Here is a 22,635-nt window from a genome sequence, read left to right on the forward strand (position 1 = left end):
ACGCCGGGGCGGGCGCCCCTTCGAGCGTCGGGACAACAACCGTGGGTTCGAGCGCCGCGACAACGACCGTGGCGGCTTCCGCCGTGACGACCGCACCGGCCACCGTGGCAGCGACCGCCCCTTCAACCGCGACCGCCGCGACGACCGCCCGGGCTTCCGCTCCGGCCACGACCGCCCGTACGGCCGTCGTGACGACCACCGCGGCACCGGCGGTTCCTTCGGCCGCCGCGAGGACAAGCCGCGCTGGAAGCGCAACGGCTGACGCCGAGTGAGGTGAGGAAGGGCCCGTACGACTTCGGTCGTACGGGCCCTTCCGTATTCCTCTACGTGGCGGAGCGCGGCCGAGGGGGAGCCGCGCCTTTTGGCCATACCGAGTCCTGAGTGACGCATGTCACGCCCCCGGCGAGGGAATCGCTGGGGGCATGACAGATGACGCCAGAGTGAGTGGGCTGTCGGACGAGGAACGGCTTGCCCAGCTCGGTTACACCCAGGTCCTCGCCCGCCGTATGTCGGCGTTCTCCAACTACGCCGTCTCCTTCACGATCATCTCGGTCCTCTCCGGCTGCCTGACCCTCTACCTCTTCGGGATGAACACCGGCGGCCCCGCGGTGATCACCTGGGGCTGGGTGGCGGTCGGCCTGATGACACTCCTCGTGGGCCTGTCGATGGCCGAAATCTGCTCCGCGTACCCGACGTCGGCGGGCCTCTACTTCTGGGCGCACCGCCTGGCACCCCCGCGCTCGGCAGCCGCCTGGGCCTGGTTCACCGGCTGGTTCAACGTGCTGGGCCAGGTGGCGGTGACGGCGGGCATCGACTTCGGCGCGGCGTCCTTCCTGGGCGCCTACCTGAACCTGCAGTTCGACTTCGAGGTCACCCCTGGCCGGACGGTCCTGCTCTTCGCCGCGATCCTCCTCCTGCACGGTCTGCTGAACACCTTCGGCGTCCGGATCGTCGCCTTCCTCAACAACGTGAGCGTGTGGTGGCACGTGGTCGGGGTGGCCGTGATCGTCGGCGCGCTGGCCTTCGTACCGGACCACCACCAGTCGGCGTCCTTCGTGTTCACCAAGTTCGTCGACAACACCGGCTGGGGCAGCGGCCCGTACGTGGTCCTCCTGGGCTTGCTGATGGCCCAGTACACCTTCACCGGCTACGACGCCTCCGCCCACATGACGGAGGAGACCCATGACGCGGCGACGGCCGGCCCGAAGGGCATCGTCAGATCCATCTGGACGTCCTGGATAGCGGGCTTCGTCCTCCTCCTCGGATTCACCTTCGCGATCCAGTCGTACGACAAGGAGCTCGCGTCCCCGACCGGCGCGCCCCCGGCGCAGATCCTCCTCGACGCGCTGGGCGCCACCTCCGGGAAACTGCTGCTGCTGGTGGTGATCGGCGCGCAGCTGTTCTGCGGCATGGCGTCGGTGACGGCCAACAGCCGCATGATCTACGCCTTCTCCCGTGACGGCGCACTGCCTTTCTCCCGCGTCTGGCACACCGTGAGCCCGCGCACCCGCACTCCCGTGGCGGCGGTCTGGTTGGCGACCGCCGGCGCCCTGGTCCTCGGCCTGCCGTACCTCATCAACAACACGGCGTACGCGGCGGTGACCTCGATCGCGGTGATCGGCCTCTACATCGCGTACGTCGTCCCGACCCTGCTGCGGGTCCGCAAGGGCGCCGCCTTCGCCCGGGGCCCCTGGCACCTGGGCCGCTGGTCGCAGCCCATCGGTGTGGTGTCGGTGGCCTGGGTCGGGATCATCACCGTCCTCTTCATGCTGCCCCAGGTCTCCCCGGTCACCTGGACCAGCTTCAACTACGCCCCGGTCGCCGTCCTGGTCGTCCTCGGCTTCGCGACCGCCTGGTGGCTGGCCTCGGCCCGCCACTGGTTCCTCAACCCCGACCACGACCGCACCCACGTCCGGGAGGCCGACACCCCCCGAATCGGTTGATCCACGACGCTTCGGGCCCCGCGTCCCCGATACCGGATCGGAGACGCGGCCCGCTCCGGCTATGCTCGGGGAGGCAACATCGCCTGGGCCCTTAGCTCAATTGGCAGAGCAGTGGACTTTTAATCCATTGGTTGTGGGTTCGAGTCCCACAGGGCCTACCGGGTGGACCCCAGCTCAGCGCAGGAATGAGCTGGGGTCTTGTCCGTTTTGACCCAGTTTCATGATCGTTTGCTGGCCCGTGGCTGGCCCGAGTGCCAGTGATCATGGTCGGTGGACATGAGACAGCCCCAGCCGGATCGGCGTCCGGCTGGGGCCGTCTGTTCCCGAGGGCGGGCGGCCGCCCCGTAGAGCGGCCGCTCTCCCGCCGCCCGTGGAGAGGCTCCCGAGCGGCTCCAGCACCTTCAGCGGGTCCGTCCCATCACCAGAGCACTCACGGGTGCAAGCCGGTGACGGGGGTCAATGGGGGATCATTGCTTGCGGTCTCGGCCAGCTGCTCGGTGCCGATGGCGATCAGCCGGGCGACGCGGAGCGGAGAGCACAGCACGGCAGGTGAATCCATGGGGACCGACCAATGCGACTCAATGCCGGGGCCAGCCTCGGGTACTCCAGCCTCGGAACGCCGAGGTATTCGGCTTCGGCCGGCTCGGGCGCTGCTTCGTTCGGTCCCGGCGTTCAGGATCGGCGGAGGCTTCCGGGCCGGGTAGGTGTTCACCCACCCCGGAAGTAGGTCTTGGCCCATGGCGTCTGCCGGGCCCCCGCAGCAGCATGATCTGCAGACCACAGCGCGTGGTCGGGCAGACAGGACGGGGGCGGACATGTGGCCGGTACCGGTGGGCGCAGTGCCCTGGGCGGGTGGGGTGCTCGTGGCGTTGACCGCGGTCTGCGCCGTGCTGGCCTTCAGGGCGGAGCAGGCGCGGGACCGGTCGGCGAGTGCCGCGCGACCGGCTGGTCGGTGGGGATGGCCGGTCGTGGCGGGACTGGTGGGTACGGCCGCGTACGGCAGTGTGCCGGCTCTGGTGCTCGCCCTGCACAACACCGCCGGAACGGGCGGCTACATCGTCACCGCACCGGCTCTGCAACCCGACGGGCTGCTCGCGTCGGCGCTGCTGATGGCCGGTCTGCTGGCCACCACACTGCTCCCCTCGGCGCCGGTGACCGGACGGCGGGTACTGCCCGTGGTCGCGGCGGTGACGGGTGAATTGCTGGAAGGGACGTACTGGCTCACCCATGCGCTCACGCGTTCCTCTGCCGCCTATGGCCTGACACCTCTGAACGTCCTGGTGGGCTGTGTGAGCGTCCCGGTGCTCGCCGCCCTCGCCGGTGCGGCTCTGCGCCGGCCGGCGAACGGCAGGCCCGCGTCTCTGGCCGGAGCCGACGCGCCCGGGTCCGCGCGCTGGGCCCTGCTGCTGCCCGCCGTCGTGGTGATGACCGGTGACCTGCTCGGTTTCGACCTGTGGCAGTTCGCCTCGCCGGGCACCGGGATTGCACCGGCGGTGGTGGATTACCTGGCGGGACTGGCGCTGCTGGCGGCCGTCGTGGCCTGGCTGGTGCGGTGGCCCGGGGCGGCGGCGAACCTGGCTGTCCTGGGGCTGGTGGGGATCGGGGCGTACGACATAGCCCAGAGCGGGTTCGGGCAACACCTGGTGGAGGTGCGGAAGTTCGGCTCTCCACGTGTGCCGGCGCCGAGCCTCGACTTCGAGATGGTGGCGCACCATGCGTCGGTCCTCGGCGGTATCCAGGGGGCGGTGCTGCTGGCTCTCGGGCTCTGGTTGCTGCCCAGAACCGTGCTGCCGGATGTCGGACGGCTGTTCGGGAGTGGGCCCGACCCGGCGCTGGCCCGACGGGTGCGGGAACTGACCGATACACGGGCCGAGGCGGTCGGTTCCGCGGCCGCGGAGCTGCGCAGGATCGAGCGGGACCTGCACGACGGCGCACAGGGACGGTTGGTCACCATCGGGATGAACCTCCGGGTCGCCGAGGAGATGATCCACAGCGACCCGCAGGAGGCCGCCGCACTGGTCGTGGAGGCCCGTGTCGCCTCGGCGGCGGCACTGGAGGAACTACGCGGCCTGATCAGGGGGATCCACCCGCCGATGCTGGCCGACCGGGGCCTGGGGGAGGCGGTCCGGGCGCTCGCGCTGGACCTGCCCATGCCGTGTGAGACCGAGATCGATCTGCCCGAACGGCTCGCCGCCCCGCTGGAGTCGGCCTGCTACTTCGCCGTCGCCGAGGTGGTCACCAACGCGGTCCGGCACGCCTCGGCACTCGGTCTTCAGATCCGCCTGGCCCGGACGGGCGGGCTGCTGCGCATCGAGGTGGTCGACGACGGGGTGGGCGGCGCGGATCCCGCCCGGGGCACCGGGCTGGCGGGGGTGGAGCGACGGCTGGCGGCCTTCGACGGCATCCTGGCGGTCAGCAGCCCGCCCGGGGGACCGACGATCGTGGTCATGGAGGTGCCGTGCGCGTAGTCGTCGCGGAGGATCTCTTCCTGCTGCGGGAGGGGCTGGTCAGGCTCCTCAAGGCACGCGGCTTCGAGATCGTGGCGGCCACCGACAGCGCGCCGGGCCTGCTCGGCGCACTGCTGGAGTTCCGGCCTGACCTCGCGATCGTGGACATCAGGCTGCCGCCCACCCACACCGACGACGGGCTCCGTGCGGCGCTGACCGCCCGTGAGCGGATCCCGGGTCTGCCGATCCTCCTCCTCTCCCAGTACGTCGAGCGGATCTACGCCCAGGAGCTGCTCGCCGACCAGGCCGGAGGGGTCGGCTACCTGCTCAAGGACCGGGTGTTCAGCGACGACCAGTTCGTCGACGTGATCCGTACGGTCGCCGCGGGCGGCACGGTCATGGACCCCGAAGTGGTCACCAAACTGCTCGACCGCCGCAGCCACGGCGAACGCGAACCCCTCTCCAGGCTCACCGAGCGGGAACGCCAGGTACTCGAACTCATGGCGGAGGGACGCTCCAACAGCGCCATCGCGAACCGGCTCTTCATCAGTGAGAAGGCCGTGTCCAAGCACAGCACGAGCATCTTCACGAAGCTGGAGCTCGCACCCTCCGAGGACGACAACCGTCGAGTACTGGCCGTGCTCGCCCACCTCATGTCCGCGCCGCGAGACGGCCGCGTCCCACCGAGCCACTGAGCTGATCAAGACCGATACGTCGCCCGATCCCGGCCGGTGGCCTGAGCGCCGGGCGTAGTCCAGTGCTGCCCCAAGACCCAGGGAGGGTCCATGACAACCACGCCGTTCACGAACCGAGAAGGAACGACGCGCCGGCGCGTGCTCACAGCCGCGCTGGCAGCCGGAGCCACCGTGCCGGCGGTCGCCGCACGCCCGGCGCGGGCGGCTTCGACCGCCCCGGGCCCGGTGCGGCTCACCCTGCCCAGGCCCACCGGGCCGTACCCGGTGGGCACGGTGCCCCTGCACCTCGTCGACACGTCACGCCCGGATCCCGTGGCCGGCCCCGGGCATCACCGTGAGCTGATGGCCGCCGTCTGGTACCCCTCCCGGGGCCTCGGGCGGTATCCACGGGCCCCCTGGACGTCCCCGGTCGTGGCGCGGGCCCTCCTGACGTCGCTGGGCTTTCCGGCCGATGTCGCGGTGGCGCCGCTCACGGCCGGGCACGAGGGCGCCCCGGTGCTGCGGAGCGGCCGACGGCTGCCCGTCGTCGTCTTCTCGCACGGCGCGCACGATCACCGGGCGGACACCACCATCGTGGTGCAGGAGCTCGCCAGCCACGGATATGTGGTGGTCACGGTGGACCACACGTACGACGCGTTCAGCGTGTTCCCCGACGGCCGGCTCACGGTTCCGCTCGACCGGCCCGCACTGACACCGCGGGACTTCGCCACCGACATCCGGTTCGTGCTCGACCGCGTCGAGGACCTCGCGGCCGGGCGCAACCCCGACGCCGGGCAACGACCGATGCCGGTGGGCCTGCTCGGCGCCCTCGATCCGCAGCGCATCGGCATGTTCGGCTGGTCGAAGGGCGCGACGGCGACGACCTGGGTGATGAGCGAGGACCGGCGCGTCCGGGCCGGGCTGAGCTTCGACGGGCCGATGCAGCCGACGGTCACCACCGACCTGGACCGGCCGTTCATGCTGATGACCGCCGAGAACTCCCGAGCCACGAAACCGAGCGTCGCCGAGCTCTGGTCACACCTGCGGGGATGGCGGCTCAACGTCCATGCGGAGGGTGCGGCCCACTCGTCCTACTGCGACGCCCAGTTCCTGGTCCCGCAGTTCGCCCGGGCCGTCGGCATGAGCGACAAGGATCTGCGGGACTTGATCGGCACTCTCGATCCGGCCCGGGCGGTACGCATCCAGCAGGCGTACCCGCTCGCCTTCTTCGACCTGCACCTGCGGCGACGGGGGCAGGGGCACCTGCTCGACGGCCCGTGCCCGGCCTTCCCCGAGGTCGAGTTCATCCCGTGACGCGAGGCCTCGGGCCGGCCCCGTACGCATCCGTGTACGGCGTCCAGGGCGACGGCCGCCGCGAACTCGTCGCCAACGGGCAGCAGACACTGACCGGTGCACACGCCCGAGTGGTGAGCATCGGCCCGGGCATCACAGGGCGTTGAGCAGGACGACGTAGACGGCGGTACCGAGGCCGACGCTGAGGATGGTGCGGCGGCCGAAGGCCAGGTGGACGCCGATCGTGACGGCCACGGCGAGCAGCGCGAACCAAATGCCGTGCGGGTCGCTGACGATGGTGCCGCGCAGGGCGGTCACCGCGAGGATCATGAGGATGCCCACCGGCATCCACACGGCCAGCCGCCGCACGATCGCCGATTCGCGCAGTCGTCCGAGAACCGCGAAGGGGACGGCGCGCAGGGCGAGCGTGATGGTGAAGACGATCGCCAGGACGGCGAGGAGATACGGAGTACTAGGCATCGGCGGTCTCCTGGGCGGGGCGGCGGGCGGTGCACGCATGCCGGGCCAGCAGCAGGCCGACGAACAGCAGCAGCGCGGTGAACAGGGCCAGGCCCGGGGTCAGGAGGAGCGCGACAGTGACGCTCGCGCCGGCCAGCAGGACCGAGGGGATCTCCTGGCGGGAGCGGAAGGCGTCCAGGGTGAGGACGGTGAACAGGGCGCAGAGGGCGAACTCGAGGCCCTTGACGGGCGCGGGGAGAGCCGTGCCCAGGGCCACGCCGACCAGTCCACCGCCGACCCAGTACGTCTCGCAGGCGATCTGCATGGCCAGCAGCCGGGGAGCGGAGCGTTCGTGCTCGGGCAGGGAGGCGCTCACGGCGTACGCCTCGTCGATCATCGCCTAGACCGCGTACGCCTTGGCGAGCGGATGCCTGACCAGGTGGAGCGGGAAGGAGAACGCGTAGAACACGTGCCGGAAATTGACCACCAGCACGGTCAGGGCGACCGCGGCGAGCGGGGTGGCGCTCGCCACCATGCCGACCAGCAGCAGCTCCAGTGAGCCGGCGAACGCCGACAGGGACAGGGCGGGGGTCAGCCACCAGGGCAGGCCGGCCTGCAGGACGAGCAGGCCCAGGGCGATGCCCAGGGGGAAGATCCCGAGGCCGGCGGAGAAGGAGTCGCGTATGCCCGCGGTGACCTGCTGGTGTCGCGTCGGATGGAAGACCTGTTGCTGCACCTGTCCATCGTCTCGTGAAACCCGCGCCATGTGGTTGCGAAGATTGCTCAGCCGGCGCCCGATCGTGCAATCTTCTTCCATGGATGCGATCGATGAAGCAATCATCGCCGAGTTGGAGCGGGACGGACGGCTCACCAATGTGGAGCTGGCACAGCGGGTCGGGCTCACCACCGGACCGTGTCTGCGGCGCGTCCAGCGGCTGGAGGCCGACGGTGTCATCGCGGGCTATCGCGCGGTGATCGACCCGGCGGCTCGCGGACGCGCCTTCGAGGTGCTGATCGACCTCAGCCTGGAGGCACAGGACGCGGAGACCGTCGAACGGTTCGAGCAGACCCTGGCGCGGGCCGAGGAAGTGCTGGAGCTGCGGAGGCTGTTCGGAACCCCCGACTACTTCGTCCGCGTGGCCGTGGCGGACCTGCCCGCCTACGAGGCGTTCCTCAGCCAGGAGGTCATGACCATCCCCCGGATCAAGAACGTCACCTCGCACTTCACAATGAAGATCGTCAAGCCGGGCCGGTAGCGGCGGCGCCGTCGTGCGGTCAGCCGCTGAGTCCCGCGTCGCGGGCCAGGAGGGCGGCCTGGACGCGGTTGGTGACGTCCAGGGCGGTCAGGATGCGGCTGACGTGGGCCTTGACGGTGCTCTCGCGCATGGTGAGCCGGGTGGCGATGTCGGCGTTGGTGTCTCCCCGGGCGACCAGGGCGAGCACGTCGCGTTCGCGGGGGGTGAGCCGGTCCAGCCGGGCCTTGGCCGCGGTGACCCGCGGCTGGTTGGTCGCGTGGTAGCGGTCGATGAGGCGACGGGCCGCGACGGGGTGGAGCATCGCCGAACCGGCGGCCACCAGGTGGACGGCGCGCAGTATCTCGGCCGGGTCGGTGTCCTTCAGCAGGAATCCGTCGGCTCCGGCGGCGAGGGCGTTGTACACGTACTCGTCGAGGTCGAAGGTGGTCAGGGTGATCACCTTCGGCGGGTGGGGGAGGGCGCGCAGCCGGGCGGTGGCGGTGATGCCGTCCATGCGGGGCATGCGTACGTCGACGAGGGCGACGTCGATGCGGTGAGCGGTGGCCTGTTCGACGGCCTGGAGGCCGTCGGCGGCCTGGGCGGCCACCTCGATGCCCTGGTCACCGTCGAGCAGATCGGCCAGGCCGAGGCGGACCAGGGCGTCATCGTCGACGATCATCGTGCGGATCATGTGGGGTGCCGTTCTGTCCGTCGCGGGGGTGCGGAATGCGGGCGGCCAGCCGCCAGGCGCCCGCGCCGGCAGGCCCGGCGGAGAGGTCGCCGCCGAGGGCGGTGACGCGTTCCCGCAGGCCGACGAGCCCGTATCCGGAGCCCGGGGTGTCCGTGCGGGGTGTGCCAGGCGGGTTGGTGACCTCGACGAGTGTGGCCGGCGGCCGGTAGTCGAGGCGTACGGTCACTTCGGCCCCGTCGGCGTGCTTGCGCGCGTTGGTCAGCGCTTCCTGCACGACGCGGTACACCGCCAGTCGGTGGGTGGTGGAAGTCCGCTCGGGCAGCCCGTCCGTGACCAACTCGATGTCCTGCCCGGCGGCGCGGGCCTCGTCGACGAGTTCCCGTACGTCCCTCATGACCGGCGTGAGCGCGGGATCCGCCTGTGCGGCGTCCGGGCCGCGCAGGGCGCCGAGCACGTCCCGCAGATCGGACAGCGCTTCGACCGATGTGGTGCGCAGCAGACCGAGGCGTTCGGCGACCGGCGCCGGCAGCGTGTCCCGCCTGGTGGCCAGGACACCGGTGTGCAGGGCGAGCAGGCTCAGCCGGTGGGCCAGCACGTCGTGCATCTCCGCGGAGATCCGGGACCGTTCCGCGGCACGGGCCGCCTCCTCGCGCAGCTCCGCTTCGACGCGCAGGTGCTCGACATCGGCCGCCAGGGCCGCGACCAGGCGTCGCCGGTTGCCCAGCCACAGGCCGAGGACGATGGCCAGGGGCGGAAGGAACAGCGCGGAGGCGTAGCTCTGCGCCGTCCACAGTGAGGCGGCCGGGTAGCTGAGCAGATTGGCGGCCCAAGCGGCGACGGTGCATCCCACCGCGGCCCGCGCCCGGTGGTCCATCGCCAGGCCGAACAGGGCGACGACCAGCAGCGCCAGCAGCGGCGGTCCCCAGCAGGCCGTGGCCACGGTGAGCAGCAGCGGCGCGACCGGCCACCGAAGCCGGGGCACGAGCAGCGCCGCCGCGCACAGCACGGCGGCGACAGTCACGGGGACGAGGTACCGACCGTCACCGAGTGACCGGGCGTTCAGTGCGGCGGCCGACACGCACAACGCGATCAGTCCGGCCCGCCCGTAGGCGGCCCACCCGCGGCCCTCTTTCTTGCTCACCCGGGCAATCGTAGGCGGACGGCCGTGCCGTCCCCTCCGACGATCTTCCTCGTGCGCCCCCTACTTTCGTAGGGGATCAGAGGCGTACAACGATGGATTCCATGCTGCGCGCCGGTTCCTAGCGTCAGAACCATGAACGACTGGACGACCTCGCACGACCGTGTCCTGGCGCAGCGCCATGCCGAGGGCTGGATGTTCCTGATCGAAGCGGCCCGCGACCTGCGCACCACCGGTGCGATAGCCCCCAGCGGCAAGGCCCTGGCCCGCGCCCTGACCGAGCCCGTGCGGGTCCAGGCGCCCCGGCCGCTGGCGGTGCTGGAAGCCGGCGCCGGCACCGGCGCGGTGACCCGCGCCCTGATACCCCAGCTGCCCCGGGGGAGCCGCCTGGACATCGTCGAGGCCAACCCTCGCTTCGCCGCACGGCTGAGTCACCTCGTGGGTACGCACCCGGACCTGACCGGCCGGCCCTCCCAGGTGAAGGTGGACCAGCGGTACGTGGAGGACCTCGACACCGACGAACGCTACGACGTGATCGTCTCCGGACTGCCGCTGACCAACTTCGTCCCGGCACAGGTCGAGCGGATCATGGCCCGCTACATGGAACTCCTGCACCCCGGCGGCACCCTGACCTACTTCGCGTACCTCGGCACGCGCCGGGCCCGCGCCCTGACCGCGGCACGGGCGGAGGCGCGACGGCACGCCGCGGTGGACGAGGTCATGGCCGGCTACCAGCGCAGGTACGCCACCGACCGCTGGACGGTCTGGGCCAACGTGCCCCCGGCCCACGTCTGGCACCTGAAACGCCCTCAGGCCGAACTCCCCTGCCCGCGGCGGGCACCGCACGAGGCGAGGCGGTGAACGCGCTGTCCGACATCCTCGGCCACCTTCCCCCCGCCGCCGTGTACACGGTGACCGCCCTCGCCGTCCTGGCCGAGTCGGTCCTGCTGATCGGCGCGTTCGTCCCCACGCTCACCCTGCTGCTGACCGCCGGCGCCCTGGCCCGCACCGGTCACATCAGCCTCCTCCTCGTCGTGGCCGCCGCGGCGGGCGCCGTGGTGGCGGGCGACTTCCTCGCCCACCGCACCGGCAGGTTCCTCGGTGCCCGGCTGCGCGCCGGCCGCGCGGGGCGTCACGTCCCCGGCGCCGTCTGGCAGCGGGCCGAGACACTGATGGCCCGGCACGGCGGCCGTGCGGTCTTCCTGGCACGTTTCCTGCCGGTGGTCCGTACCCTCGCTCCGCACCTCGCGGGCGCCACCCGGCTGCCCTACCACCGCATCGCCGCCCACAGCGTCACCGCCGCCTGCCTCTGGGCCACAGCCGAAACAGCCGTCGGCTACGCCGCCGCGACCTCTCTGCAGCGGCTCCTCACTCTGGGCGGCCCCGCGCTGGCCGTTGGCGTGCTCGCGGCGATCAGCATGACTCTCCTGCGGCGCCGCTCCACCAAGCCACGTTGATCAACGCGTGCCGTCCTCCGGGACGCTGTCGGCGACGGAGTCGAGTTGGGCCGTCAGGTCCTCGACCATGCGGCCCAGCAGACGGACGAACTCGGTTCGGTCGCGGTCGGGCCACTCGGCCATGGCGGTGGCGAACCAGCCGTCGATGACGGCGAGATACCGGTCGATCAGCCGTTGTCCGGACGGTGTGAGGTCGATCAGCCGGGCCCGCTGGTCCTCCGGGTCGGGCAGCCGCTGGATCAACCCCCGCTTTTCCAGGGTGTTCAGCTGCCGGGTCACGTGCGGGCCGACGACCTGCATCCGGGTGGCGATCTCACCGACGCGCAGCGGGTGGTCCGCGGTCGCGAGGGTGACAAGGATCGTCACCGCCGGCCGCTCCAGCGCCACTCCGGAGGCCGTGGCGGCTCGTTCGAACAGCTGACCACGGTTGAGCAATGCGCTGAGCTGGGACATGCGCGGCAACAGTCCGGCGACGGCCTCGCTCTTCGCGGCTCCCGGCATCTCGGCAACTCCCTTGATTGATACCTAAGTTAGGTATATGTTGGCCGTCGAGCCCGATCGCCGACGGCGGTCCCGCTCGCCGACAGAAAAGATACCTAAGGTAGGTAATTATGGCAATGAACGAGTCCATGACCGACGTCCTCATCATCGGTGCCGGTCCGACCGGCCTCACCCTTGCCTTAGACCTCGCCCGGCGCGGCGTCACCTTCCACCTCGTCGAGCGGGCCGAGCACCCGAGAACGGCCTCCCGCGCCAAGACCATCCAGCCCCGCGCGCTGGAGGTCGCCGACGACCTCGGCGTCATCGAACGCGTCCTGACGGAGGGGGCGGTCAACATCCCGACCCGCCGCTACGACGGCGACCGCGTCGTCTCGGAGGCCGTGGAGGTCGCAGCCGGGACGCCCACCCCCGACGCCCCCTACCCGCCGGTCTGGCTCTCCCAGCCGAAGTTCGAGCAGATTCTGCGCGACCGTCTGGCCGAGCTCGGCGGCGCCGTCGAGTGGGGCGCCACGGTGACCGGCCTCCACCAGGACGACAACGGCGTCACCGCGGCCGTACGCACCGCGGAGGGTGAGCGGACGGTACGCGCCCGGTATGCCGTCGGCGCGGACGGCGGCCGCAGCACCGTCCGCAAGCAGGCCGGCATCGCGCTGCACGGCGTCTCCCTCCCCGGGCAGCGCTGGCACCTCGGCGACGTCCGCGTCGACGGGCTCCCACGGCACTGTCAACACCTGTGGACGAGCCAGGAGCACGGCATTCTCTCGCTCTTCCCGCTGCCCGGCACCGACCTGTGGCAGTTCCAGGCGTCCGTCCCCGCCGGCCTCGCCGAACCCGAGGAGCCGTCCCTGGAGCTGTTCCGCCGTATCTTCGACACCCGCGCCGGCGTACCCGGCGTACGCATCACCGACGCCGACTGGCTCTCCCTCTACAAGATCAACGTCTGTCTGGCCGACCGCTATCGCGCCGGGCGGATCCTCCTCGCCGGGGACGCGGCGCACATCCACTCGCCCGCGGGGGGCCAGGGCATGAACACCGGCATCCAGGACGCCTACAACCTGGGCTGGAAACTCGCGGCCGCCCTCGACGGCGCCGATCCGATTCTGCTCGACACCTACGAGCAGGAGCGCCGGCCCGTTGCCCAGGCCGTCCTCGGCGACAGCACCGCCCGTCTCAACGCCGTCATGGCGGCGGCCGGTGACGGTGATGGATCGTCCGTCCAGCGCGGCCTGACCGGCGACTTCACCACCGGCCTGAGCATCGCCTACCCGGGCAGCCCGCTCTCCGACGGCCCCGGCGCGGGCGGCCGCGCCCCTGACGCCTCCTGCCGGGACGCCGCCACCGGCAAGTCCGTCCGCCTTTTCGACCTGCAGCGCGGCCCGCACTGGACGCTGCTGTCCTTCGGCCCCGACGCGCCGCCCCTGGCTCACGGACAGGAACCGGCGGGGCTCCGGGTGTTCCGTGTGACCACCCGCCCGGAAGCCACCGGCGCCGACACCGTGATCGACACCGACGGCCACGCCCACCGCGCCTACGGCGTCGTCGGCGACGAACTCGTCCTCGTCCGTCCGGACGGATACGTCGCAGCCCGTCGCTCCGCCCGTGACTGGGCCGGTGTCCTCGCTTTGGCTGCGGCTCACGGAACGCGGTGAACTCCCCTCCGGCTCACCGGTGCTGCTGCTGGGCTGCGGCGGCGGGCTGTCGTGGGCGGGGCAGGTGGTCGGGTGTCCGTGACGGGCGCGAGGGGCGCATGCTCCGTTGCGTCGGACCCGTCTGCCGGTGCTCGTCCTCACCGACGCGCCCCCCGTGCCGGGGAGGCCCGGGGCCGGGTTCGGGAAGCCGTCGGGCGGGCGGAGCGCTCCGTGGGCGTCGGGTCGCGTCTGCTGCACGCGCCGGTGTGCGTACGCCGCTCAGCGAGGTGGACACCGCGAGAGCTGACGGAGGCGGACCGGCCGAGGCCGCTGCGGGCGGCCGGAACCGGCCGCGCCGGTGGCCCACTCAGCCCACGCCGAGTTCCGTCAGCTCCGCGAGCGGCAGGGTGTGCTGGGTCTGCAGCACCTTGGCCCGCAGGTAGTGCACGTTGTGGGCGGTGGTGAAGACCCCCGTGGGAACCCGGTCCCGCACGTCGATGCCCAGGCCGCGCAACTGGTCGGCCTTGTCGGGGTTGTTGGAGAGCAGGTCCAGCTCCGCGATGCCGAGCGCGCGGAGCATCTGGGCGGCCGCCGTGTAGTCGCGGGCGTCCTCCGGCAGACCGAGCGCGGCGTTGGCCTCGTACGTGTCGAGGCCCTGGTCCTGCAGGGCGTACGCGTCGAGCTTGTTGTAGAGGCCGATGCCGCGGCCCTCCTGACGGAGGTAGAGCAGGACGCCGCCGCGGTCGGCGATGCGTTCGACCGCCTCGCGCAGTTGGGGGCCGCAGTCGCAGCGGGCCGAGCCGAAGACGTCCCCGGTCAGGCACTCGGAGTGCAGGCGGACGAGCGGGACGGTGCCGGGGGCGGGGCTGCCGAGGACGACGGCCACGTGCTCCTGGCCGTCGGTCAGGCCGTGGAAGGTCACGAGGTCGGCGTCGACGCTGTAGCCGTCGTGGAAGCGCAGCGGTACCCGGACGCGGGCGCGCGGGGTGGCGGCGGGGGTGTCGGGCATGCGGGTTCTCCGGGTCCGGTGGTCAGGGCCGGGCTCTGCTTCAGATTTGAAGCAGTTCCACGCCGGGGACCCTACTACTGCTTCAATTTTGAAGCAACAGGTATTCGCGGCCCGGTCGCCGGGGCCCCGGTCAGGTACAGGAAGGGCCGGTCAGGAACAGGGAGGGGAGGACCGGCGCCGCCAGGGCACCTCGTCGGGTGCGGGCCGGACCGTCCCGTCGCCCTGGAGCGCCCGCACGATCCCCCCGCAGATCTCCTCGAGCTGCTCCACCTGCTCGGGTGTGAGGTGGTCGAAGAGCGACGCCCTTACGGTCTCGACGTGGCCCGGCGCCGTGCGCTCCAGCACGGCCATCCCCTCGTCCGTCAGGGCGGCGATGCTGCCCCGCTTGTCCCACCGGCAGTTCTCGCGCCGCACCAGTGCGTCCTTCTCCAGCCGCGTCACCGCGTAGGTCAGCCGGCTCCGGGTGATCTTCAGCGCCTCGGCGAGGTCGGTCATCCGCAGCCGGCGCTCCGGCGCCTCGGAAAGGGTGGCCAGGATGGAGTAGTAAAGGTGGGGCATGCCCGCGTCGTGCTGGAGCTGCCGGTCCAGCGCGTCCTCCAGGAGATGGGTCGCGGCCACGTATGCGCGCCAGGCGCGCTGCTCCTCGGGGGTGAGCCAGCGGGTCGTCATGCCACCAGTGTAAGTTTGTTTCAAACTTGAACCAAGATCCCGGATTCGCCGGATCCGGATCCACACCCGCCCGCCTCCCGAAGAGAGCGCGTCGATGCCCCGTCCGTACGTCCTGCTGTCCGCCGCCGTGTCCCTCGACGGGTACCTCGACGACACCGGCCCCGACCGGCTGCTGCTGTCCAGCCCGGCCGACTTCGACCGGGTCGACGAGGTACGGGCGTCCGTCGACGCGATCCTGGTCGGCGCCGGCACCATCCGCGCCGACAATCCGCGCCTGCTGGTCAACTCGCCCGAGCGCCGGGCGTCCCGGCTCGCCGCCGGGCAGGCGGAGTACCCCCTCAAGGTCACCGTCAGCGGCTCCGGCGACCTGGACCCGGCCGCGAACTTCTGGCACACCGGCGGCGAGAAGGTGGTGTACACCACGGACGAGGGCGCCGAGCGGGCCCGCGCCCTGTCCCTCGCGGCCGACGTCGTCCCGCTGGGCCCCGACCTCGACTGGCCCGCACTGCTCGAACACCTCTACGCGGGGCGCGGGGTGCGCCGCCTGATGGTCGAGGGCGGCGGCACCGTCCACACCCAGCTGCTCCGGCAGGGCCTGGCCGACGAACTGCAGCTCGTCCTGGCCCCCCTCCTGGTCGGCGACCCGGCCGCCCCCCGCCTCTTCGGACCCGGTGGCTACCAGTTCGGCCGCCTGCGGCTGCTGGAGACCCGCCGTATCGAGGACGTCGTCCTGATGCGCTACGAGCCGACCGCGCCCGGCACCGGCCCCTCGGCCGCCCCCGCCGACCGCCACTGGCTGCGGATCGCCTGCGAGCTGGCCGCGCTGTGCCCGCCCTCGGAGACGGCGTTCAGCGTCGGGGCGGTGGTCGTGGCCGCCGACGGCACGGAGCTCGCGCGCGGCCACTCGCGCGAAGGCGGTGACCCGGTGGTCCACGCGGAGGAGGCGGCGCTGGCCAGGATCCGGCCCGACGACCCCCGGCTGGCCGGCGCCACGGTGTACAGCAGCCTCGAACCGTGCGCCCGGCGGGCCTCCCGGCCGGCGCCGTGTGCCCGGTTGATCCTCGACGCGGGGGTGCGGCGGGTGGTCACGGCATGGCGGGAGCCGGACACCTTCGTCACCGGGGCCGACGGGAGTGGCGTGCTGGCGGCCGGGGGCGTGGACGTGGTCGTCGTGCCCGAGTACGAGGCGGCGGCGAAGGTGCCGAACCGGCACTTGCCGGGCTGAACGGAAAGCCGTGTGCGACCTGTCCCGCGGATGACGTACACTGGTGACACAACGACGCGGGGTGGAGCAGCTCGGTAGCTCGCTGGGCTCATAACCCAGAGGTCGCAGGTTCAAATCCTGTCCCCGCTACTGAAGGCTCAGGGCCGGAATCCAGCACAGGGATTCCGGCCCTGAGCGTTTTCGCGCCGCGGTAGCCCCCGGCAGTCCGCGGCAGCCCCGGGCAGTACCCGGCGGTTCCCGTCGGTATCCGGTCCCGTCGGTATCCGAACAGTGGTCAACTCGCCCGGTTTTCACCGGCCTTGGTGCGTAAGTCCTTCTGTGAAAACGCTAATGATCAAGCCAGATCTCTTGGAAACTGACGGGTAGGCCCATTAACGTTCGATAACGCAGCGCGGTCGTCCCAGCCGTCACCCGAGGCGGCTCCGTGCGCACGCGCCGAATCCCGAAAGGGAACCGGGGAACCACCACTTTGGGGTGAATCACGCGAATGCCGTTGTGAACTCGTCGAGTTCACGGCCGGTATACGCGCGTAGGAGACCTTCCTGCTCCGAACCCGTCAGCTAACCCGGTAGGCGTTACGGAAGGAAAGGAGCACGCCCGAGTGGCGTCCAACCCGCCTGCCCCCACAGCCCCGTTCGTGCCGAGCCGGCGCACCGACACATTCGGCTACGGCGAGTACCGCACCGACGAGGGCCCCTGGGAGGAGTGGAACCCCACCGCGGAGTCCCTCCGCCCGGAGCGCGGCCGGCACCGGGTCACCAAGCAGCGCGGCGGGGGACTCGCCCGCAGCTCCACCGTCCTGGGCGTCGGCGTCATCGCCGCCGTCGGCGCGGGCGGCATCGCCAGCGCCAACACCGGCAAGCCGCCGGTGTCCATATCCCTGCCCGACGTCTCCTCCGTCACCTCCCTGCTGGGCGATGACACGGACAGCGCGAAGGCCACCGCGGCCAGCCTGACCGACGTCGGCGTGGCAACCGCCGACAGCGACCAGGGCAGCACCGACGCCGGCGAGGCCCTGCGCAACCGGATCATGGCCCAGGCCGAGCTGCAGAAGAGCCAGGTCGACGGCAAGGCCACCGCCGCCGCCGTGGCCGCCGCCGGGAAGCAGTCCGCCGACGCGGCCGCCAAGGCGGAGCAGGAGGCCGCGGTCAAGGCCGCCGCCGCCAAGGAGAAGGCCGAGGCCGCCGTCAAGAAGCAGGCCGAGGCCGACCGCCTCGCCAAGCTGGCCGCGCAGTACACGCTGCCGACCTCCTCGTACACGCTCACCGGCACCTTCGGCCAGCCCGGCGCCATGTGGTCCTCCGGCTATCACACCGGCCTCGACTTCGCGGCGCCGACCGGCACGCTCATCAAGGCCATCCACAGCGGCACGATCACCGAGGCGGGCTGGGCCGGCGCCTACGGCTACCGCACGATCCTCACCCTCGACGACGGCACCGAGCTGTGGTTCTGCCACCAGTCCTCGATCAACGTGAAGGTCGGCCAGAAGGTCGGCACCGGTGAGGTCATCGGCCGCGTCGGCGCCACCGGCAACGTCACCGGCCCGCACCTCCACCTCGAGGTCCACCCCGACGGCCAGCCCACCGGCATCGACCCGATGGCGTGGCTGCACGGCAAGGGCCTCAACCCCTGACGGGCATCCGACAACCGCTGACGGGCACCCGACGCATCCACGAGGTGCCCGTCACCGCCGAGCGGAATGCGGGCCGCCGATCCGGTTGTTGAAGCGAAGCATGACTTCTCTTCGCAAGCTCGGCCCTTCCGACCTCGAGGTCTTCCCGCTCTCCCTCGGCGGCAACGTCTTCGGCTGGACCGCCGACGAGGCCCAGTCCTTCGCCGTCCTGGACGCCTACACGGCCGCCGGCGGCAACTTCGTCGACACCGCCGACTCCTACTCGGCGTGGGTCGACGGCAACGAGGGCGGTGAGTCCGAGACCATCATCGGCAACTGGGTGAAGGCCCGCGGCAACCGCTCCGACGTCGTCATCGCCACCAAGGTCAGCCAGCACCCGAAGTACCAGGGCCTGACCGCCGACAACATCAAGGCCGCGGCCGACGCGTCCCTGCGCCGTCTCGGGACCGACCACATCGACCTGTACTACACCCACTTCGACAAGACCGAGGTCCCCGTCGAGGAGATCATCGGGGCGCTCGACGAACTGGTCCGGGCGGGCAAGGTCCGCTACATCGCGGCCTCCAACATCACCCCCGAGCGCCTCCAGGAGTCCCTGGACTTCTCCGAGCGGGAGGGCCTCGCCCGGTACGTGGCGCTCCAGCCGCACTACAACCTGGTCTCGCGCGACACCTACGAGGGCCCCCTCAGGGACGTCACCGCACGTGCGGGCCTCGCCGTCGTGCCCTACTTCTCCCTCGCCTCCGGCTTCCTCACCGGCAAGTACCGCCCCGGTACGACCGTGGACAGCGCCCGGGCGGGCGGCGCCGCGAAGCACCTGGAGACCGAGCGGGGGCAGCGGGTCCTCACCGCCCTGGACGAGATCGCCGCCGCGCACGACGCCCCCGTGGCGACCGTGGCCCTCGCCTGGCTCGCCGCCCAGCCCACGGTGGCGGCCCCCATCGCCTCGGCCCGCACCCTGGACCAGCTGCCGGCGCTGCTGGGCGTGGCGGAGCTGGAGCTCACCCAGGAGGAACTGACCAGGCTCACCGAGGCGTCGGCGTGACCGGCTACGTGTCGGCGCAACCGGTCTACGTGCGGTACGGGTTGTAGGCGACCGGGTACGGCCCCGCCGGGTAGCCGTACCCGTACGCGCACTGCACCCCGTACACCGGCCAGGGTGTCGCGGCCACCGGAGCCGACGCCCTGGCCGCGTACTCCAGCGCGGGCCGCGCCACCTGCCGCCGGTGCCACAGCTCGGCCAGCAGCTCGCCCTCCCGTGCGACGAAGTCGGCCCCGGCCCGGCCGCGCCGCCCGCGGTGCCGCAGGAACGCCAGCGACGTGGCGTACGCCTCGTACTGCGCCACCGCCCGCGCCGCCGGCTTGCCGAGATGGTGACGGGCGTGGTCGCGGGCCATCCGACGGGCCTTCATCGAGCCCAGGGCGAACGGCTCGCCGGGACCCAGCCAGCCGGCTAGGACGTACGCCGGCAGTTCCTCGCGCACGGTCCGCAGCTCCCGCTGGCGGGTCCAGATCACCAGCCAGGTCAGCAGCCCGAACGCGGGCACCATGAACGTTCCGTACACGGCGAAGAAGCCGTACTCGCCGAAGGTCGAGGAGCCGTTCCAGAACGCGTGCATGCTCATCGCGAGCAGCAGCCCGCCCAGCGGCAGCAGCACCCGCCGCACGTGCTGCCGGGGGGCGGACAGGGCGGCGATGCCGAAGCCGATGCCGGTCAGGACGGTGAACAGGGGGTGCGCGAACGGGGACATGATGACGCGCACGAAGAACGTCGCGGCGGTGACGGAGGCGATGCCGCGGTCACCGGTGATCTGGTCGGTGCCGAAGGCGGTGCCGAGGTAGAGGATGTTCTCGGTGAAGGCGAAGCCGGTGGCCGTGATCCCGGCTATCACCACGCCGTCCACGATCCCGGTGAAGTCCCGTCTGCGGAACAGGAACACGAGCAGGACGGCGGCCGCCTTGGCGGACTCCTCCACGACGGGCGCTATGACGGTCGCGCCGAGGGTGTCCGCGCTGGACGGGTCGGCGGTCGCCGTGGCGATCCACTTGGTGGCGAAGCTGTTGGCGACGATGGCTATCAGCGCCGCCGCGCAGGCGCCCCACGCGAAGGCGAAGACGAGGTTCCGCCAGGGGCCGGGCTCCACCCGGTCCAGCCACCGGAAGGCGGCTATGAGCAGCGGGACGGGCAGTACGGCCAGGCCGAGCCCGACGAGGAACCCGTCCGTGCCGGTCTGCTGCCGCACGAGGGCGAGGATCACGAGCCCGGAGAGCGCGAGCAGGGTGATGAGCGCCCCGTACCGCACCCATCGCCGTTGCCACCAGTGCGGATGCCGCAGTGTTCCACCGGCGGGGCCTGCCGGGCCTTGGTGGCCTGGGGGCTGCGTCGGGTACGGGGGACTGGTGGCCACGGCATTAGCCCTAACGAGATCGACCGTCTTCTTACTGACTCCGGTTACTGACTCCGGTTACTGACTCCGGCTTCTCACTGCTTCCGGCTTCCTACTGACTCCGGTGCTGTACGCGGCGGAAGAGCAGATCATTCACCACATGTCCCTTCTCCAGGCCCTGCCCCTCGAAACGGGTCAGCGGCCGGAAGCCGGGACGGGGCGCGAAACCGCCGTCGGGCCGGGTGTTCTCGAAGTCCGGGTGCGCGGTCAGCACGTCGAGCATCTGCTCGGCGTACGGCTCCCAGTCGGTCGCGCAGTGCACGATCGCCCCGGGCCGCAGCCGGGTCGCGGCCAGGCTGAGGAAGTCCGGCTGGATCAGGCGCCGCTTGTGGTGCCGCTTCTTCGGCCAGGGATCCGGGAAGAAGACCCGCAGCCCGTCGAGCGCGTCCGGCGCGAGCATCTCGCGCAGCAGGATGATGGCGTCGCCGTTGGCGACCCGGACGTTGGACAGACCGCCCGTGTCCGCGAGGTTCAGCAGATTTCCCTGCCCCGGCGTGTGCACGTCCACGGCGAGGATGTTGGTGCCGGGATCCGCGCCGGCCATCTGCGCGGTGGCCTCGCCCATTCCGAACCCGATCTCGAGGACGACCGGGTTGTCGTTCCCGAACAGCTCACCGAGGTCGATCGTCCGCTGCCCGTCGATGTCCAGCCCCCACTTGGGCCACAGCCGCTGCAGCGCGTCCGCCTGCCCCGCCGTCACCCGGCTCCGGCGCGGCTGGAAACTGCGGATCCGCCGCTCGAAGTGCGACCCGGCGGGGTCGGCCTTGGGGCCGTCCGGGAACCGCGGCTCCCCCTTGGCCCGGGTGTGCCGGATGGACGTACCAGGGGCGTGGTGCGGGGTTTCGGGGGTCTCGGGGGTGTTCAACGAGTCAGACACAGTGGGGTCGATTTTACGCGGGGCCCGCTCCGGCATCCGACCTGGTGCCGTGGCCAGCCGGGCGAGGGTCACCCCGAGGCCCCCAGTACGCCCAGCGCCCTGCGCGCCACCTCCCGCCCGATCGGCAGCGAGGCGGTGGCCGCGGGGGACGGCGCGTTCAGCACGTGCACCGCGCGGGGGCCCTCCCGGATCAGGAAGTCGTCCACCAGCGTGCCGTCCCGCAGCACAGCCTGCGCCCGCACCCCGGCCGACGCCGGGACCAGGTCGTCCTCCTCCACCGCGGGCAGCAGCCGGCGTACGGCGTCGGTGAACGCGCCCTTGGACACCGACCGCCGCACTTCCCCGAGTCCGTACCGCCAGTGCCGCCGGGCCATCACCCAGGCACCCGGCCAGGCCAGCGTCCCCGCCGCCTCCCGCGGCCGTACGACCCCCCAGCCGTACCCCTCCCGGGCCGCGGCCGGCACCGCGTTCGGCCCGATGTGGACACCGCCGTCGATCCCGCGCGTGAGGTGCACCCCGAGGAACGGGAACGCCGGATCCGGCACCGGATACACCAGCCCGCGCACCAGCTCCGGCCGCGCCAGCTCGTAGTACTCCCCGCGGAAGGGCACGATCCGCACCTCGGGCTCGTCCCCGGTCAGCCGGGCGACCTCGTCGCAGTACAGCCCGGCACAGTTCACCAGCACCCGCCCGCGTACGACGTCCCCGTCCGCCGTGCGCACCGCGACCCCCAGTTCCGGCCGCCGGTCGATCCGGACCACCCGTGCCCCGTAGCGGATCTCCGCCCCGGACGCCTCGGCGAGCTGCCGGGCCACCCCGGTGAAGTCGCACACGCCCGTCGTCCCGACGTGTATGGCCGCGAGGCCCCGCACCTCGGGCTCGTACTCCATGATCTGCGCGGGCCCCAGCTCGCGGACCGGGATCCCGTTCTCTCGGCCGCGCTGCACGAGTGCGTGCAGTCGCGGCAGCTCCTCCCGGTCGGTGGCGACGATCAGCTTGCCGGTGACGGCGTGCGCGACGCCGTACTCCGCGCAGAACTTCACCATCTCGGCGGCACCGCGGACCCCGTATCTCGCCTTCAGGGAGCCCGGCCGGTAGTAGATCCCGCTGTGGATGACCCCGCTGTTGCGCCCCGTCTGGTGCCGGGCCGGCCCCGACTCCTTCTCCAGCACGGTCACCCGCGTACCGGGCGCGGCACGTGTGATCGCGTACGCCGTGGAGAGCCCGACGATCCCACCACCGATCACGAGCACATCGCAGTCATAAGCGATCCCCGGCCGCACCTGCACCACCTCCCACCTCGATAGTG

Annotated in this window: 23 protein-coding genes, 2 tRNA genes, 1 pseudogene and 1 riboswitch; of the genes and pseudogenes, 15 read left to right on the forward strand and 11 right to left on the reverse strand. The window is 71.7% G+C overall.

All coding sequences use genetic code 11. From position 1 onward, the window contains the following. The 7 genes and pseudogenes from ACFYZQ_RS35305 to ACFYZQ_RS35335 form a co-directional block, all read left to right on the forward strand. A pseudogene (locus tag ACFYZQ_RS35305) lies at positions 1-262 on the forward strand (RNA helicase); the annotation flags it as partial. Positions 263-422: 160 nt separating this feature from the next. Beyond that, a complete protein-coding gene (locus ACFYZQ_RS35310) occupies positions 423-1,943 on the forward strand; it encodes an amino acid permease (protein WP_389156946.1) in 1,521 nt (506 codons plus the stop codon). Positions 1,944-2,028: 85 nt separating this feature from the next. Next, positions 2,029-2,101, forward strand: a tRNA-Lys gene (locus ACFYZQ_RS35315). Positions 2,102-2,911: 810 nt separating this feature from the next. Beyond that, entirely contained in the window at positions 2,912-4,411 is a 1,500-nt protein-coding gene (locus tag ACFYZQ_RS35320; protein ID WP_389156949.1) for a sensor histidine kinase, read from the forward strand. Next, positions 4,402-5,085, forward strand: coding sequence for a LuxR C-terminal-related transcriptional regulator (locus ACFYZQ_RS35325; protein WP_389156952.1), 684 nt, complete (start codon positions 4,402-4,404; stop codon positions 5,083-5,085). The genes ACFYZQ_RS35320 and ACFYZQ_RS35325 overlap by 10 nt, the downstream gene beginning before the upstream one ends. A gap of 90 nt (positions 5,086-5,175) precedes the next feature. Continuing rightward, positions 5,176-6,378 carry an alpha/beta hydrolase family protein gene (locus tag ACFYZQ_RS35330; RefSeq protein ID WP_389156955.1) on the forward strand — a complete coding sequence of 401 codons (1,203 nt, stop codon included), beginning with the start codon at positions 5,176-5,178 and terminating at the stop codon, positions 6,376-6,378. Beyond that, complete coding sequence (locus tag ACFYZQ_RS35335) at positions 6,375-6,524, forward strand: hypothetical protein (RefSeq protein WP_389156958.1); 150 nt, start codon at positions 6,375-6,377, stop codon at positions 6,522-6,524. Before ACFYZQ_RS35330 ends, ACFYZQ_RS35335 begins: the two co-directional genes overlap by 4 nt. Here ACFYZQ_RS35335 and ACFYZQ_RS35340 read toward each other — a convergent pair. The 3 genes from ACFYZQ_RS35340 to ACFYZQ_RS35350 are packed head-to-tail and all read right to left on the reverse strand — an operon-like array spanning position 6,511 to position 7,552. After that, on the reverse strand, positions 6,511-6,837 hold the full coding sequence (locus tag ACFYZQ_RS35340) for a branched-chain amino acid transporter permease (RefSeq protein ID WP_389156960.1): 327 nt from the start codon (positions 6,835-6,837) through the stop codon (positions 6,511-6,513). The two genes, ACFYZQ_RS35335 and ACFYZQ_RS35340, sit on opposite strands and share 14 nt — an antisense overlap. Further along, entirely contained in the window at positions 6,830-7,213 is a 384-nt protein-coding gene (locus ACFYZQ_RS35345; protein ID WP_389156963.1) for a hypothetical protein, read from the reverse strand. The genes ACFYZQ_RS35340 and ACFYZQ_RS35345 overlap by 8 nt, the downstream gene beginning before the upstream one ends. Before the next feature lie 3 nt (positions 7,214-7,216). Further along, positions 7,217-7,552, reverse strand: a complete 336-nt coding sequence (locus ACFYZQ_RS35350) for an AzlC family ABC transporter permease (RefSeq protein WP_389156965.1) — start codon at positions 7,550-7,552, stop codon at positions 7,217-7,219. A 79-nt stretch (positions 7,553-7,631) separates the two neighbouring features. Here ACFYZQ_RS35350 and ACFYZQ_RS35355 point away from each other — a divergent pair, with 79 nt between their 5' ends. Next, a complete protein-coding gene (locus tag ACFYZQ_RS35355; RefSeq protein WP_389156968.1) occupies positions 7,632-8,072 on the forward strand; it encodes an Lrp/AsnC family transcriptional regulator in 441 nt (146 codons plus the stop codon). 19 nt (positions 8,073-8,091) lie between these two features. Here the strand turns inward: ACFYZQ_RS35355 and ACFYZQ_RS35360 are convergent, their stop codons facing one another. Further along, positions 8,092-8,742, reverse strand: coding sequence for a response regulator (locus ACFYZQ_RS35360; RefSeq protein ID WP_389156971.1), 651 nt, complete (start codon positions 8,740-8,742; stop codon positions 8,092-8,094). Further along, complete coding sequence (locus tag ACFYZQ_RS35365; protein WP_389156974.1) at positions 8,714-9,883, reverse strand: sensor histidine kinase; 1,170 nt, start codon at positions 9,881-9,883, stop codon at positions 8,714-8,716. Before ACFYZQ_RS35365 ends, ACFYZQ_RS35360 begins: the two co-directional genes overlap by 29 nt. A 132-nt stretch (positions 9,884-10,015) precedes the next feature. Here ACFYZQ_RS35365 and ACFYZQ_RS35370 point away from each other — a divergent pair, with 132 nt between their 5' ends. Then, entirely contained in the window at positions 10,016-10,741 is a 726-nt protein-coding gene (locus ACFYZQ_RS35370) for a class I SAM-dependent methyltransferase (protein ID WP_389156977.1), read from the forward strand. After that, on the forward strand, positions 10,738-11,337 hold the full coding sequence (locus ACFYZQ_RS35375) for a DedA family protein (RefSeq protein WP_389156979.1): 600 nt from the start codon (positions 10,738-10,740) through the stop codon (positions 11,335-11,337). Before ACFYZQ_RS35370 ends, ACFYZQ_RS35375 begins: the two co-directional genes overlap by 4 nt. On the opposite strand, the gene ACFYZQ_RS35380 is transcribed toward ACFYZQ_RS35375, so the two are convergent. After that, entirely contained in the window at positions 11,338-11,838 is a 501-nt protein-coding gene (locus tag ACFYZQ_RS35380; protein ID WP_389156982.1) for a MarR family winged helix-turn-helix transcriptional regulator, read from the reverse strand. A gap of 128 nt (positions 11,839-11,966) precedes the next feature. On the opposite strand from ACFYZQ_RS35380, the gene ACFYZQ_RS35385 reads away from it, so the two are divergent. Next, entirely contained in the window at positions 11,967-13,487 is a 1,521-nt protein-coding gene (locus ACFYZQ_RS35385) for an FAD-dependent oxidoreductase (protein WP_389156985.1), read from the forward strand. Between the two features lie 346 nt (positions 13,488-13,833). On the opposite strand, the gene ribA is transcribed toward ACFYZQ_RS35385, so the two are convergent. Continuing rightward, a complete protein-coding gene (gene ribA / locus ACFYZQ_RS35390; protein WP_389156988.1) occupies positions 13,834-14,475 on the reverse strand; it encodes a GTP cyclohydrolase II in 642 nt (213 codons plus the stop codon). A 150-nt stretch (positions 14,476-14,625) separates the two neighbouring features. Then, entirely contained in the window at positions 14,626-15,144 is a 519-nt protein-coding gene (locus ACFYZQ_RS35395) for a MarR family winged helix-turn-helix transcriptional regulator (RefSeq protein WP_389156991.1), read from the reverse strand. A gap of 94 nt (positions 15,145-15,238) precedes the next feature. Between ACFYZQ_RS35395 and ACFYZQ_RS35400 the strand changes: the two genes are divergently transcribed. The 4 genes from ACFYZQ_RS35400 (at position 15,239) to ACFYZQ_RS35415 (ending at position 19,047) form a co-directional block, all read left to right on the forward strand. Continuing rightward, entirely contained in the window at positions 15,239-16,369 is a 1,131-nt protein-coding gene (locus tag ACFYZQ_RS35400; protein WP_389156994.1) for a dihydrofolate reductase family protein, read from the forward strand. A 55-nt stretch (positions 16,370-16,424) separates the two neighbouring features. Continuing rightward, positions 16,425-16,498, forward strand: a tRNA-Met gene (locus ACFYZQ_RS35405). A 294-nt stretch (positions 16,499-16,792) separates the two neighbouring features. Then, positions 16,793-16,959: riboswitch (cyclic di-AMP (ydaO/yuaA leader) on the forward strand. An 11-nt stretch (positions 16,960-16,970) separates the two neighbouring features. After that, on the forward strand, positions 16,971-18,002 hold the full coding sequence (locus tag ACFYZQ_RS35410; protein ID WP_389156997.1) for a M23 family metallopeptidase: 1,032 nt from the start codon (positions 16,971-16,973) through the stop codon (positions 18,000-18,002). Between the two features lie 100 nt (positions 18,003-18,102). After that, complete coding sequence (locus ACFYZQ_RS35415; protein WP_389157000.1) at positions 18,103-19,047, forward strand: aldo/keto reductase; 945 nt, start codon at positions 18,103-18,105, stop codon at positions 19,045-19,047. A 25-nt stretch (positions 19,048-19,072) separates the two neighbouring features. Here ACFYZQ_RS35415 and ACFYZQ_RS35420 read toward each other — a convergent pair whose 3' ends face one another. The 3 genes from ACFYZQ_RS35420 to lhgO all read right to left on the reverse strand — a co-directional run bounded on the left by ACFYZQ_RS35420 (position 19,073) and on the right by lhgO (position 22,618). Then, positions 19,073-20,410: a PrsW family intramembrane metalloprotease gene (locus ACFYZQ_RS35420; RefSeq protein WP_389157003.1), complete on the reverse strand. Its 1,338-nt coding sequence runs from the start codon at positions 20,408-20,410 to the stop codon at positions 19,073-19,075. 91 nt (positions 20,411-20,501) lie between these two features. Then, positions 20,502-21,326: a tRNA (guanosine(46)-N7)-methyltransferase TrmB gene (gene trmB, locus ACFYZQ_RS35425; protein WP_389157006.1), complete on the reverse strand. Its 825-nt coding sequence runs from the start codon at positions 21,324-21,326 to the stop codon at positions 20,502-20,504. A gap of 68 nt (positions 21,327-21,394) precedes the next feature. Further along, on the reverse strand, positions 21,395-22,618 hold the full coding sequence (gene lhgO, locus ACFYZQ_RS35430; protein ID WP_389157008.1) for an L-2-hydroxyglutarate oxidase: 1,224 nt from the start codon (positions 22,616-22,618) through the stop codon (positions 21,395-21,397). Between the last annotated feature and the right edge of the window lie 17 nt (positions 22,619-22,635).

This window comes from Streptomyces sp. NPDC001843, from assembly GCF_042891955.1.
Classification (GTDB): Bacteria; Actinomycetota; Actinomycetes; order Streptomycetales; family Streptomycetaceae; genus Streptomyces.